This is a genomic window from Brevibacillus sp. NRS-1366, assembly GCF_050467985.1.
This window is the reverse complement of the sequence record NZ_JBITPN010000037.1, coordinates 13,297-27,175: the sequence shown is the minus strand read 5'-3', so window position 1 is coordinate 27,175 and position 13,879 is coordinate 13,297. Positions and strand designations below refer to the sequence as shown.

The window sequence follows — 13,879 nt, the reverse complement described above, 5'->3', positions numbered from 1 at the left end:
TAAAACGGAAGCAGAATGGGAACCATCGAGTTAACTTTCAAGAAGCTTACACTTTTGTAAGGTACCTATAGAGTGCTTGTAAGCTCTCGCACTAGGTAAGTACGAGAGCGCTGCCCTTTTCGTTACAGCTGGAGCCAGCTTGAAAAATTATTTTCTTTCACGGGAAAGTACCTGGTGGCAAAACGGACAAACTCTTTGGTGTCGATTTGTTTGTAAGCGTACTGCTCGTAATAAACCTGCAAAAAACGCCACCCGTCCGTCACATCGCCAAAAGTCGAGATCATTTCCCACAGACGCAGCGACGGCACAGCATAAAAGGCTCCGTAAATTTGTCCGTCGTAAGCGTCCAGCGCTAGGTTGGAAGGCTTCCCATGGGCCAACTGAGCGGCTGTTTTCGTTTTCGCCCATACTTCCTGCTCGCTTTTCTTGTCGTGATCCATAAAAAACATCGCACTGGCCAATTCAGCAAACCCCTCGTCCAGCCATCCCTCCTGGTAGGAATCGTTGACCACCACACCGTAAAACCACTGGTGAGCGAGCTCGTGGACAATCGTCTGTCTCAATGACACCACATCTTCCTGTGCCGTCACAGTCACCACGCCGGGGTACTCCATGTTCACCCGTCCATCCACCAAAATATCCAGCTGCTTGTGGGGATACGCCCCGATTTTACTGGAGAAAAACGGGAGTGCCTCCGTTGCTGTCTTCAGCGCTGCTTCCAGCTGCTTTTGCTTGGCCTTCTCCCCAAACACCCGGATTTGTACCCCACCTGCTTCTTGGGAAAGGGACTCTACCCCTTTTACCACCGCCACATACAGTTCGCGGATATTGGCGACAGTTACTTCCCCTGACAGCTTCGCTTCTGCTCCATCCTCATCCGAGGAGGTGATCACCTGATACCCCGGTGGCACCTCGTAGTGAAGCGTAAAATCCGCATGACGCGTATGGTAAGATTCGCCATTCACCTGGTAGTCTTGTTTGTTCCACCCATTGTGATAGGTTGCCAGCATCGGATATGCCTGGGCAAGGAAGTAACGCTGGCCCATTTTATCGAAGCGCAGCCCGTCTTCCGGTACGGTGAATGTGTAAACGACTCGCACCTCTCGCTTTTCCCCAGGAGCCATCTTTTGCTCTAACGGGAGGGCTAGCGTGTCGTGTGAAAGCTGGTACTTCGCTTGCTTTTGATTCAGCACGACGTTAACAATTCGCACATCGGCGTTCCCTTTTACCGAATCAGGCTTGTTTTCCTTCGTAAACACGTTGGGGATAAAATAAAACACGAGCGAATTCCACGTATCCTGCGAGCGATTTTCCACCTGGATCGTCGCTTCAGTTGAAAATGTACCGTTCGGGTCCATTCGCAGCGACAGATGGTAGGTGGCTTTGCTGCCGTCCGGTACGGATTGAGGAACAAAGTCAATTAGGTCGCCCAGTCCTGCCTCACCTGCTCGGGCTTCCTTCTGATTGGGCGACGCCCCTTCTCTTGTCTGAGGTGAACCTCCTTCTGTCGAAGCTGGATCTTTCGATGGCACAGGCTGTACAGTGGGGCCTTGCCCGGACACAATCTCTTGTTGTGACGCAGGAGCTTGCCATAGCCGGATCGCACTGACAGTGGCCCCCGCCATACTACAAAAGAGGAGCACCGCCATCATCACGCGCAGCACCCGCTCTGTCTGTTTGCGGTTTTCCTGTGAACCGCGCAGCCCTTCTGCCGGACGAAAGCGCACCGCCAATACGGCCGGAGGGACAGCACCCAGCATCCCAACAAGGAGTGGTATCAGCCCGGCACTCAAGAGCAGCAGGATGTCTTCCACCGGAAACTGCCGATACAGCGCTAGAATCACTAACACCCCTAGCCCTATCCCGCAAACAGCCGCTAGCAACCCGCAAAGCAGCCCTTCCCAGAGAATCAGGCGAAAAATCGCTCCGCTGCGCCAGCCCATCGCTTTGAGCAGCAGCAGCTCCGCTTTTCGCTCCTGGACGTTTTGCCAAATAATTTCCGCCGTCGTCAGGACAGCGATTACCAGTGCGAGGATCATAGCTACGTAATGCGCCTGCCCGATCTCGACCGCGATATACTGCCCCAGCCAAGACGTATACATCATCCCTTGCAGTCGGAAGGTGACAAAGCCGAAAAACACCAAGAGCCCGGTTGGCAAAGCCATCGCAAATATGGAGAGGAGACTCCGTCGGAACCGGGCTAGCAAATGGCCCCAGGCCAACGAAAAGATACCTTGGACACGAATCATCCCGCGAGAGCCTGGCGTAAGCTCCCCTGTCCGCAGCATGGCTACCGGAGAAATTTTGCCCACCATAAATGCTGCTGGAACCGCTGCCAGGACGTAAATGGCGACACCGCACAAGCCGATGCCAAACACCCGCCCTATGGAAACACTGGCCCCCTGTTGCAGAACAACTGCCCCCACAATGGCCCAGCTGATGAGGGTGACAACACCGCCTAGCAGGCAGGCTTCCAAAAAGATAACGCCTACTACATGCACAGGACGCCAGCCTACGCTGACCAGTAATCCAAATTCGCCCGTTCTGGCGTATAGTGTCACCAGATTGGTGGCAAACACGTACGTAGCGGCCACGAGCATCACAATGCCCATGATCCCTGAAAAGCCAAGCTTCGTCTCGAGGAATAGCGTAAATACGGTGCCAAGCTTCACGAAGAATTGATCCAGCCAGCCCATTTCCGCATAGCTGCCGTTGGCCGGTACGTTCACAAGAACAGGCTGCGGTGAGGAGCCAAGCGTAATAGTGGCAACCAGCCCTGTCCGTTTTTTAATCTCCTTCGCCACCTCCTCCAGCTTTTGCTGGCTAGCTTCGCTGACGCTGTCCACTCCCTTTACCTTGAGGCGAATCGCCGCAATCGGCTTGTCCCCCATCAGCTGCCCCGCCGCGTCAATTGTCGTCAGCAGCAATGGCGGACTGGTGAGCAGCCCAAACGGATTGAGGGTCGGCTGCACAGGGACAGATGGATTCAGCGGCTTGCCGTCTTTGTCCAAAACCAGACGAGCCTCCGCCGGACGATACGTTTCCATGGGAAGCTCGTTGACCGGATCTTTGGTAATCGCCAGCTTCTGCGGGTCGTAAAAGCCTATCCAATAAGGCTCCATATAGTGGCTCCAGTCCCAGTTGTCTACGAACTGAATGGGACGAAAAGAGTAACGAAAATCATCCTGCGTATATAAATAATGCTCGCGAATGTCTTGTGGGATATTCGGTTCAATCGCACGGACGCTATAAGCGTATTGCCAGCGTTCCGGATAGGGACTAGCAGCCTTCCTAAAAGAAAGCGGGCTAGGCTTTTCCCCCAAGAAATTACTTATTCGCGCACGATGATCGTTTGTCTGGTAAAACGGCTTTCCCGTCTGTGGATCGATCCCCGATAGACTCGCAAGCAGCAGCGCATGTGCTTCGGTGGAATCAAAGGAGTATTCGAGTGGCTCTCCCTCCGTCTCCTGCTGATCCAGATACGACGCGCCGCCTTTGTTTTTGATCTCTTGCATGGTCCGATCAGCCACATCCTTGGTGGCAAACGGCAGCTTCAATCGTTCATACCTACTCACATATCGGAAGTTGGCATCCATCCGGTTGCTCATCAGGATGGGGAGCCTGGTCACTTTTCTTCCATCCCCGGCATCCGTTGTGTCTGCTTTGTCCCTCTCCGTAAAATAGCGGCTTTTTCCGATCGGTACGACAGCCTGATCCAAACCGACCAGACGGGCCTCTGCCTCAGGATCAATGCCCACCAGAAGCTGATTGAAGAATCCGGCAAGCCCAAGTATCCATGTCTCCACCCCGTATGGCTCAAGCACGCCTTGTTGGAGCGCCTCCTGTTCTTCACTGGATATGCTCCAAGACCCTTGCGTGTAATAACGAGTGCGTTCATACCGTGGAATGATTTGCACGCCATCATCGTTATAAATAGCCATAAAGTGGCGATAGATCCCCGACTTTTTTGGCCTCTCTACTTTTCCATAAGAAAATGACGTCCCTGAATATCCGACAGGCGCCAGTGGAGCGGCAACTTCCACGTCCGGCATGCTCTTGATCCGGGTGTAATCGTCAAGACTAATCCCTCCGTACAGCCCGCTCAAATAGTTCGGCTCCAACAACTGGTCCTGCTCCGTCAAACTGCGCGTCCCTTCCGGTCGAACCACAATATGGTATGCCGCCTTCCAGCGCTTTTGCAAAATTTCCTGCGTCGTCCCGTTGTTGCTCTCGGTGACACCCACAAAATAGCTGAGCGTCGAGCTGATGATGAGCATGCCGACGAGCAGCAAGACAAACCGCTCCGGGTGACGCCACCAGTTTTTCCATATATAGCGAATCATTGGCTCACCCCATTGTATCAGCTATTACGCCGCCGTCCCGCATCTCGATCCTCCTGTCTGTCTGGCTGGCCAAATGCCTATCATGCGTGACAAAGACGATCCCGGTTCCGTGCTCCCGCTGATATTTCCGCAACAGTTGAAAGACCATTTCCCCATTGCTCGTATCGAGATTGCCTGTCGGTTCGTCTGCCAGCAGCCATTTCGGCCGATTGACCAGGGCGCGGGCAATCGCTACGCGCTGCTGCTCCCCACCCGATAGTTGGGAGGGCAAGGCATCCTGCTTATGGGCAAGCCCTACCCAGTCCAGTAGCTCCTGCGCCCTGTTTTTCTTGTCGTATCCAACCTTGCGTGGAAACAAGGGGGACATGACATTTTCCAAAGCGGTAAGCGTCGGCAGCAGATGAAACTGCTGAAAAATAAAGCCGATACTGGCAAAGCGGAAATCCGCAAGCGTCTTTCCTTTCAGCTTGCAGACATCCACAGCGTCGTAATGAATCGTTCCCGCAGTCGGTGCATCCAATGTTCCGATTAATTGCAATAGCGTAGATTTTCCCGAACCGGATGGACCGACGATGGCAGTAAATTCCTCCTCGTGAAGCGCAAGATTTACATCCTGCAGCGCAATGGTCACGACACCATCGCCGCTGTAGGTTTTGGTCAGATTTTTGATTTGGATGGTCATACTCATATTTCCCTTACCCCACCTTATCCACTGGGCTCTCAAACATCGACACGATATCCTGAAAAGCCGACACCTGTTTAATCGCGACAATCGTTCCAGTGTTGTCAATCAGCACAGCGGTAGGAACAACCTGAATATAGAACCTGCTCATGAGATCATCTGAACGTACAAGAGAAATACCAAGCGGCACTTCCAAACCCTTTTCATAATAGATGGGGTTGGAGACAACAATGACTGCTACATCAGGGTAACGATTGGATACATGCGGCAATTCTGGAATAACCGCCTTGCACGTCCCACAAGTATCGTTGGTGAAAAGCATGAATGTATGCTTTTCACCAAGCTCTGTTACTTGTACCACCATTCCATTCTGATCTTTTTCCCGAAAAACGGGAGCCTTTTCTCCAATTGCGAGTGTTGCTGTTTTTATTTGCTTGTCACCGATTCGGAATCGACTGTACATCTCCCAAAGTCCAGTTGCCATCGTAAAAAACAGCAATGCGAGCCAGGCTGTCATCATGTCCTGGAGTACGAGGGGATGAAATAGCTGGGAAGTCTCGCCCAGCCATATATTTTCGACACTTCCCCATTGGGATGGGTTGGTGAATACCCAGCCGCTCATAATCAGCAGCAAAAGATTGCGCCCCACCAGCCACCAGGAAATCGGATGGTCACCTGCCGCTCCGCCGCAGCCACAAGAGATATCCCTTCGCCCGCGAAGCAAGTTGACTGCAATGGCTACTGAATAAATCGTGAGCAGTAAGCCTGCAAGCATGGCTCCCGTCTGTTGGAACACTCCTGAAAACAGCAGCGCGCCTGTCAGGAGCTCAAAAGCGGACTCTATACGAGCAAATGGGTAAAGAAGAAAGGATGGGAGCAGCCTGTACTCCTTTATGATCAACATGTGTTCTTCCAGATTTCTAAATTTGCTGACGCTGGTGCTCAGCAAAAGGGTTCCAAGAAAGATACGGACAATTAGCGTCAATTCCTCCATCCCACCACCTCCCTCTCTCCCTTTTCTGAAGAAAACCATTGGGCCTGCATCTGATACATTTGAAAATATTCCTGTCCAAGAGCCATCAATTGTTCGTGCGTTCCTATTTCAACTATTTTCCCTTCTTTCATGACGATGATTCGATCCGCCATTCTCGCTGCAGCCAATCGATGGGAAATAAATATCGCGATTTTGTTCTCGCTAAGCAGCTTGAACTTGTTGAAAATATCCATTTCAGCAATCGGGTCCAGCGCGGCTGTCGGCTCGTCCAGGATGATAACTTGGCTTTCGCGGAACAAGGCCCGTGCTAGTGCAATTTTTTGCCATTGTCCGCCAGAGAGATCCTCTCCGTCCACAAACATTCTCCCCAAATAAGTCTCATAGCCTTGGGGAAGCTGCTGAACAAAGGAATCCGCCCCGCTCAATCTTGCAGCCTGCTTCACCTTGTCCATATAATCCATCTCGGCAATATTCCCGATTGCAATGTTTTCTTTGACCGATAAGTCATAGCGGATGAAATCTTGAAATATGACAGTGAGGTTATTGCGCAGCTGTGTTTCGTCAATATCCCGGATGCTTCTGCCGTCAATCATGATTTGACCGTGTGAGAGTGGATAAAGACCCATTAGGCATTTCATCAACGTGGTCTTCCCGGAGCCATTTTGACCGACGATAGCAATTTTTTCCTTATAATTAACATGAAATGAGATATTTTCCAGAACATCGTGTTCCCCTCCTATATAGCGAAAGGAGACATTCTCAAAGGTTATTCCTTTTTGAATCGGTGAAGGGAATTGCTGCTTTCTTTCTTTGCTTGGCAGCTGTAATTCCTCGTGTTCAAAGAATTGGTAAAAGTCTTTGAGAAAAAGCTTCTCCTCGTACAATTTGGCCAACAGCATGGACATCCGGGTGAAGGTTCCCTGAGTGCCCTGAATAGCCTGAATGATGGCAATGAACTCCCCAATACCCATTTTAGCTGTACGGGCCAACCATATAAGAATGACAGCCATTCCCATATAAAACAGTGCTGAAAACCCTTCCATACCGACTTCGGCTTTCTGTTGTTTCCTTTCCAAATTCAGCTGCTCTTTGGCATTTTTCCAGAACCTTTCCGCCCATCTCGCGCGGAAAAGCGACGCGAGCCCAAATAGCCTGATTTCTTTTACCGACCTGCGATCCTGTAGCAGATACTTGTAATACTCAGCCTCTCGAGCCACCGAGCTTTGCGCAACATGCAAGGCATATCTACTCTGACCGAGCTTCGCTTGAATGTAATAAAACGGAATTGCCGCCAAAAGGCTAACAATCACCAGACGCCAATCGATCACTAGTAAAAAAGCTGCATAGGAAAACAAGTTAAATCCAGACTGCACCATATCGATGACACTTCGTATCGGAGATAGAAGCCTTGCTCCTCCACCGGATATTCGTTGCAAGTGATTGTGAAAATCGGGCAAATCAAAACGGATGATCGAGACTGCCGAGGTTTTTTCCAGAATCAATTGCTGTACCTCATAGTCCAATGTACATTCCATCCGCTTGTCAAAATACTCCCGTATATTGGTGATTGCCGACATAGAGAGGGTCAGCATGAATTGTCCAATCAATAACCAGAACAAGACGAGGTACTCCTTCGTATCTCCCTGAATGAAACGTGTTACCTCGTTAATGATTTCTTTGGCTACCCATAAGGTGAGAAACGGGGAACAACCGACTGTCGTGCTAAGTATAACGGATAGAACCAGCCACCATTTCCCCTGCTTCCACACATATCCGAATGCTTTCCATAAATATTTACCGTCCATCCTGTTCACCGGTCTGCACGCGTATAGACATTTGTTCAACAAATTTGATCAAATAATGAACCAATAAAAAGTCGCGTAAAATAATGCCGTTATTGTCGATTACTAGAAACGTGGGGAACCTCTTGATCCCCAGCCTTTTCAATAGCTCTTTCTTAATCGGGACGATCTCTGCCTGCTCTCCATAGTCATGACAGAACATTTCATAGTATTCAACATGATCTGCCTCGGCTAGACAGGTAAACGGTATTTGCAGCCTTTTATTCTGGTTTAGAAAGTCAGCCAATGCCTCATGACAGGGTGGACATGTAGGTGATGAAATCAACAAAACCGCATGCCTTGCTTTTACTGTTTCGGGCAAATCTACTATTTCATGAATGCTATTACCCATCCATTTATTTTTTATGTGCATCTGGCGAGGCTCTGGAAGAATAGATACTTCACGTTTCAGCTTTTTCATGCAGAACGCGAGCCGAATCGCTAAAAAAGCCCATCCTATAGCTACACTTATGTACGCAATGGTCATATCTTCCCCCACAAATTACATCGACGATTTCTGTGGCAAATCATGAAAAGGAGGCCGTCGAGTCAGGCGCTCCTTTTCTGCAACCATTACACTTTTTCAATTGGCTGCTGCCTGTCCAATCCTAGCAGCATCTGACATAAGACTCGGAACATCTTTCGCCGTTTCTTGTGTCGTAAGTGTACTTGACATATGTTTTTCCCGGGCAATTGAACGATGTATTATATTCGCAAATGTACTTAGAGCTAGAAATAAACCCAGAATCATCGCAAGGTACATACATCGGAGTTACTCCGAACAAGTTGGAAATTTTTTGGAACATATATTCTCATCTCCCTTTGTTAATATAATGGTTTAATATTACATAATTGTAAATACATGAGATTTCGTCGTCGACACTTCTCTTCCATACAGCTATCGGAGAATTGGTAGATCGCCCCGAATTGAGTAGGGAGCGTCTCCTCCTTTGTGGCAGCGCCAGCCAGTTGGAAAAGTAACGTTCCCCCACTGGAGATTAAACCGTGGCAATGATTTCGACTTTTATGCAGCGTTGAATTGGTAATTACAAAACTAGACGTCCCTACCTGTTTTTGGTAACAGGTCGATTAATTTTTTTATTCTCATTGATGGGCGACACGTTTTAGCGGAAAGCTTCCTGTGTGGGGAATGTGTAACCAAGATGTTTTTGCCCGGTGAAATATTGACATATTTCTATATGCAAAAAAACGCCCCCGAATACAACGGGAGCGTTCCTCACTTATTCAAATTCAGTTACAGCAAACCAAGACGCTTGAAAATTGTATCCACATGCTTCAAGTGGTAGCGATAATCAAAGCACTCATCCAGCTCTTCTTTGGTCAATGTGGAGCTCACTGTCGCATCCTCGTCCACAATCGCACGGAAAGAGCGCTGTTCTTCCCAAGCCTGCATCGCACGCGGCTGTACGGTATCGTATGCTTGCTCGCGGCTCATGCCTTTTTCGATCAGCTTCAGCATGACTTGCTGGGAGTAGATCAGACCAAAAGTACGGTCCATATTGCGCTTCATGTTTTCTGGGAAAACAGTCAGGTTCTTCACGATGTTCATGAAGCGGCGCAGCATGTAGTTCAGCGCTTGTGTCGCGTCTGGCAAAATCACGCGCTCAGCAGAAGAATGGGAGATATCCCGCTCATGCCAAAGGGAGACATTTTCATACGACGTCAGCATATGCCCACGGATGACGCGAGCCAAACCGCAGATGTTTTCGCTTCCGATCGGGTTGCGCTTGTGAGGCATTGCAGAGGAACCTTTTTGTCCCTTGGCAAACGCTTCTTCCACCTCGCGCATTTCGCTCTTTTGCAGGCCGCGGATTTCTGTTGCGAATTTCTCCAAAGAGGTCGCGATCAGTGCCAAAGTTGCCATGTATTCGGCATGGCGGTCACGCTGCAAGGTTTGGGTAGAGATCGGCGCTGCAGACAGTCCCAGCTTTTCGCAAACATACGCTTCCACGAACGGGTCGATGTTGGCATACGTACCTACTGCTCCAGAAATTTTTCCGTAAGCCACTTCTTTTTTAGCCGCCTGGAAACGAGCCAGGTTGCGTTTCATTTCTTCGTGCCACAGCGCCAGCTTCAAGCCAAAGGTAGTAGGCTCGGCATGCACACCGTGGGTTCTGCCCATGCAAACGGTATCCTTATGCTCGCGGGCTTTGTCAGCCAAAATGACGATAAAGTCTTCGATGTCTTTTTCCAGGATTTCGTTCGCCTGACGAAGCAGGTAGGAAAGGGCGGTATCCACTACATCGGTAGAAGTCAGTCCGTAGTGTACCCATTTCTTTTCTTCGCCCAATGTTTCCGAAACCGCACGAGTAAACGCCACTACGTCATGACGAGTTTCTTCCTCGATTTCATAAATACGGTTAATGTCAAAGCTGGCGCCTTCCCACAGCTTTTTCACGTCTTCTTCCGGGATGACCCCCAGCTTGGACCATGCCTCACATGCGAGAATCTCTACTTCCAGCCACGCCTTGAATTTGTTTTCTTCGGTCCAAATCGCACGCATTTCTGGTCGGGAATAACGTTCAATCATGATGATACCTCCGTTTTATTCGTCCAAATTTCTAGCTCTTCGATACGGGTGAGCGCTTCCTCTACAGTAGGGGCCAGCACATTGATATGGCCCATTTTCCGTTTTGCCTTGCTTTCTGCCTTTCCATACAAATGGAGCTTGGCCGAGCGCGGCAGCTTGTCGATTCGGTCTAGGACAGGCTGTAGGTGCTCTCCCAAAATATTAACCATGACGACGGGAGAGAGCAACTCTGTAGATCCCAAAGGGAGGTTGCAAACAGCCCGGACATGCTGCTCAAACTGTGAGGTCACACATGCGTCCATGGTGTAATGTCCCGAATTATGAGGACGCGGAGCCAGCTCATTGACGTACAACTGATTATCGGCGGTCAAAAACAGCTCAACAGCAATCAGTCCCACCACATCGAGCTTTTCGACAATCGTACGGGCCATTTCTTCTGCTTGGGCCTTAACCTCGTCAGAGACACGCGCTGGTACAATGCTCAGGTGCAAAATATTATCCTGATGGATGTTCTCAGCTGTTGGGAAAACAGCCAGCTCCCCTGCAGGATTTCGTGCCGCAATGACGGACAGCTCCATTTGAAAAGGCACAAATTGTTCTACGATCAGCTCAGTCCCCGCTTTTGCCAGCGTTTCGTAAGCTTCTTTCAGCTCGGCTTCCCTTTTTAACACCCATTGCCCTTTCCCATCATAGCCACCCGTAGCTGTCTTCATGACGGCTGGCAGTCCCAACTCCTGTACGGCTGCCTGCAAGTCTTCAAAGCTGTTCACTACGCAAAAAGGAGCAACGGGAATTCCCATCTCGCGGATGGCAGTCTTTTCCCGAATGCGGTTTTGCGTAATGCGCAAGAGACGACTTCCCTGCGGCACGTACGCCTGACTTTCCAGTACTTCGGCTACCTGGGCATCTACATTTTCGAATTCGTAGGAAATCACATCACTGACAGATGCTAGCTGCATAGCTGCTTCTACATCATCGTAATTGGCGACAATTTGCCTGTCGGCTGTCTGCGCGCATGGTGCATCCTCAGTCGGGTCCATCGTAACGAAGCGATAGCCCATAGCTCGTCCAGCAAGCGCAATCATCCGCCCAAGCTGTCCTCCGCCAAGAATGCCCATCGTTGCTCCTGGTTTTATCACTTTGCTATCCATATTTGTCATTCCAGCTCACTTGCCTCCAGCACTTTATTTCGAACTTCATCCCGTCTAGCGACAAAGCGCTCCTGGATGTCCGAATATTTGATTCCCAAAATCTGTGCTGCCAAAAGGCCAGCATTGATGGCTCCCGCTTTTCCGATCGCGACAGTCGCCACGGGCACTCCACCTGGCATCTGCACGATAGACAAGAGCGAATCCAGGCCATTTAAGTTGGAAGATTTGACGGGCACACCGATGACTGGCAGCTCTGTTTTTGCCGCTACCATCCCCGGCAGGTGAGCTGCTCCCCCAGCGCCTGCGATGATTACTTCCAGACCGCGGTTTTTAGCACTCTCGGCATACGTAAACATCAAATCCGGAGTCCTGTGCGCTGACACTACTTTCTTCTCGTACGGCACTTGCAGCTCGTCCAGAATCGCGCAAGCTTCTTTCATGGTTTCCCAGTCCGACGTACTGCCCATAATGACTCCTACCAACGGTTTGACCATGCACCCTTCGCCTCCTACGTTTTTTCTGTGAAAAACGTCTCGACGTTTTTCATGAAAGTGGATGTGACCGCTTGCGGTCAAGCAAAACGGTCATGACCGTTTTGTATCCTCAAAAGAAAACCCAACCGACTAACGGCTTTTCCTGCCGTACTCATCGCCTGGGCTATTCGTACTCGTTTCATTCAACACTCTCAGTTTAGCAGGGAGAAAGTTTGCCTGTCAACCTCGCTTCCGAACATTACAAAAAGAGTATCATTTTATCATTCGTGTTTAACCTTCTTTAGCCACTCTTCTGCCGGAGCTGCGCTGTCCAGCTTCAAGCCCAGCCAGTAATCAAAAAAAGGCGTAGCATCAGTTCGGGCTGCCTGAGTGAAAATCTCCACTAATTGCTTGCCGCTTGCCTGGCGGTACTGGTGCTCTGCCACAAATTTTCGCAAAACCAGATGCAGCTCTTCGATTCCCCACGCTTCTTTCAATGACCACCACATGGCTCCCCCGCGTCCATAGACGAGTTCATTATAGCTTTTCCAGTCAGGGAATTGCTCTAGACGATTCCAGGCTGTCATCCCCCGTTTCGCATAAGCCTCGGCAGCGCGTGACTGACTGAGCCGCAGATGGATGTAGCCTTGTGCCCGAGTGGCATCCCTTTGCTGCAAAAAAGCCATCGTCGCATAGTCAGTCAGACTCTCATCCAGCCATGCCTCTCTTACTTCATCATTTCCGACCAGCCCGTAGAACCACTGATGCGCCGTTTCATGCGCCACGACAGCATCGCCCATCGGATCACTGCGATTAAAGAGATCGTCTTGGATAAAAACGATACAAGGATATTCCATCCCGCCAAAAAAACCGCCTGTCTTCACGACATCGTACTCTTTATAGGGATACATGCCGAATTCCTGACTGTAGTATGCGAGCGATTGCATGGCGACCTGGTGCAGATGGTTAACGATCGCTGAATCATCACCTTGCTGCCACCATGTATTTACAGTAATATCGCCTACTTTTCCAGTCGTTTGGCGATACGTATCATCCATAATCACCATGGCAAAATCACGAACGTTCCAGGCATCCAGCTCGTACATGCTTTGCTTCTCTGGCCGGGTCTTTGTCACGACAGCTACACTTTCTATTCCGCTTGTCGCAAGTTGATAGCCAGCCGGCAGTTGCACGGTCAGATGATAATTGGCCATATTACTGTAAAAGGGATCACCGATGGAGGTATACGGATCAAGTCGCCACCCGGCCTCGTCTTTGATCGCGAGGATCGGCAGCCAGTTCCCCAGCCACATGGCATGATCGTTGAACGACAGACGCCCATTGTTATAAGGCACCTGTAATCGAAAATTCATCTCTACTTCTGTCTGGTGGGAAGGGCTCTTGCCGATGAGGGGGACTTGCAGCAGCGTATTTGTTTTTCCCTGGTAGTTGACCTGGGCTGCCTGTCCGTCTACTCGTACATCCGTAATAGTGATTCCACCGGGCTCTCGTTGTCTGCCGAGAATTTGCTCCCAGTTTCCCCCACTCAAATCGGCTGTTGGTTGAAATGCATTTGGATATAAATGAAAATATGCCTTGTCATCCTGTGGGACAAAACGTATAGCCAGTGATCCGGTTACAACCCGTTCATTCATGTCCATCCGCACATCTGCACGATACGTAACAGCAGCGGGTGGTTGCTCCACGGGCTTGGCACCCACACCATCAGCCCCAACCAGTCCCGTCCATGGCTTCTCCCAGAGAAACCAGGCAAGTGCCACCCCCACCACTATACTGAGCACCCAACTCTTTCGCCCCATGGCGATCCCCTGCCTTTAAGAGCC

Annotated in this window: 9 protein-coding genes; all 9 read right to left on the bottom strand. The window is 50.1% G+C overall.

Features of this window, described 5'->3' with window-relative positions; translation table 11 throughout:
• Window positions 1–122 precede the first annotated feature (122 nt).
• A complete protein-coding gene (locus ACIFQN_RS25035) occupies window positions 123–4,343 on the bottom strand; it encodes an FtsX-like permease family protein (RefSeq protein WP_429835747.1) in 4,221 nt (1,406 codons plus the stop codon).
• 4 nt (window positions 4,344–4,347) lie between these two features.
• Window positions 4,348–5,031, bottom strand: a complete 684-nt coding sequence (locus tag ACIFQN_RS25030; protein ID WP_429835746.1) for an ABC transporter ATP-binding protein — start codon at window positions 5,029–5,031, stop codon at window positions 4,348–4,350.
• Window positions 5,032–5,038: 7 nt separating this feature from the next.
• A complete protein-coding gene (locus tag ACIFQN_RS25025) occupies window positions 5,039–6,019 on the bottom strand; it encodes a MauE/DoxX family redox-associated membrane protein (protein ID WP_429835745.1) in 981 nt (326 codons plus the stop codon).
• Window positions 6,007–7,824: an ABC transporter ATP-binding protein gene (locus ACIFQN_RS25020; RefSeq protein WP_429835744.1), complete on the bottom strand. Its 1,818-nt coding sequence runs from the start codon at window positions 7,822–7,824 to the stop codon at window positions 6,007–6,009. Before ACIFQN_RS25020 ends, ACIFQN_RS25025 begins: the two co-directional genes overlap by 13 nt.
• The gene (locus ACIFQN_RS25015; protein ID WP_429835743.1) at window positions 7,814–8,347 is read right to left on the bottom strand and encodes a hypothetical protein; all 534 of its coding nucleotides are present in this window, start codon (window positions 8,345–8,347) and stop codon (window positions 7,814–7,816) included. Before ACIFQN_RS25015 ends, ACIFQN_RS25020 begins: the two co-directional genes overlap by 11 nt.
• A gap of 768 nt (window positions 8,348–9,115) precedes the next feature.
• On the bottom strand, window positions 9,116–10,411 hold the full coding sequence (gene purB, locus ACIFQN_RS25010) for an adenylosuccinate lyase (RefSeq protein ID WP_429835742.1): 1,296 nt from the start codon (window positions 10,409–10,411) through the stop codon (window positions 9,116–9,118).
• A complete protein-coding gene (purK, locus tag ACIFQN_RS25005) occupies window positions 10,408–11,571 on the bottom strand; it encodes a 5-(carboxyamino)imidazole ribonucleotide synthase (RefSeq protein WP_429835741.1) in 1,164 nt (387 codons plus the stop codon). Before purK ends, purB begins: the two co-directional genes overlap by 4 nt.
• Complete coding sequence (purE, locus tag ACIFQN_RS25000) at window positions 11,568–12,056, bottom strand: 5-(carboxyamino)imidazole ribonucleotide mutase (RefSeq protein ID WP_429835740.1); 489 nt, start codon at window positions 12,054–12,056, stop codon at window positions 11,568–11,570. Before purE ends, purK begins: the two co-directional genes overlap by 4 nt.
• A 260-nt stretch (window positions 12,057–12,316) precedes the next feature.
• Window positions 12,317–13,855 carry a M1 family metallopeptidase gene (locus tag ACIFQN_RS24995; RefSeq protein WP_429835739.1) on the bottom strand — a complete coding sequence of 513 codons (1,539 nt, stop codon included), beginning with the start codon at window positions 13,853–13,855 and terminating at the stop codon, window positions 12,317–12,319.
• Between the last annotated feature and the right edge of the window lie 24 nt (window positions 13,856–13,879).

Coding starts and splice junctions, on each gene's coding strand:
- ACIFQN_RS25035 (WP_429835747.1), bottom strand. CDS start 4,343: ATGATTCGCTATATATGGAAAAACTGGTGGCGTCACCCGGAGCGGTTT.
- ACIFQN_RS25030 (WP_429835746.1), bottom strand. CDS start 5,031: ATGAGTATGACCATCCAAATCAAAAATCTGACCAAAACCTACAGCGGC.
- ACIFQN_RS25025 (WP_429835745.1), bottom strand. CDS start 6,019: ATGGAGGAATTGACGCTAATTGTCCGTATCTTTCTTGGAACCCTTTTG.
- ACIFQN_RS25020 (WP_429835744.1), bottom strand. CDS start 7,824: ATGGACGGTAAATATTTATGGAAAGCATTCGGATATGTGTGGAAGCAG.
- ACIFQN_RS25015 (WP_429835743.1), bottom strand. CDS start 8,347: ATGACCATTGCGTACATAAGTGTAGCTATAGGATGGGCTTTTTTAGCG.
- purB (WP_429835742.1), bottom strand. CDS start 10,411: ATGATTGAACGTTATTCCCGACCAGAAATGCGTGCGATTTGGACCGAA.
- purK (WP_429835741.1), bottom strand. CDS start 11,571: ATGACAAATATGGATAGCAAAGTGATAAAACCAGGAGCAACGATGGGC.
- purE (WP_429835740.1), bottom strand. CDS start 12,056: ATGGTCAAACCGTTGGTAGGAGTCATTATGGGCAGTACGTCGGACTGG.
- ACIFQN_RS24995 (WP_429835739.1), bottom strand. CDS start 13,855: ATGGGGCGAAAGAGTTGGGTGCTCAGTATAGTGGTGGGGGTGGCACTT.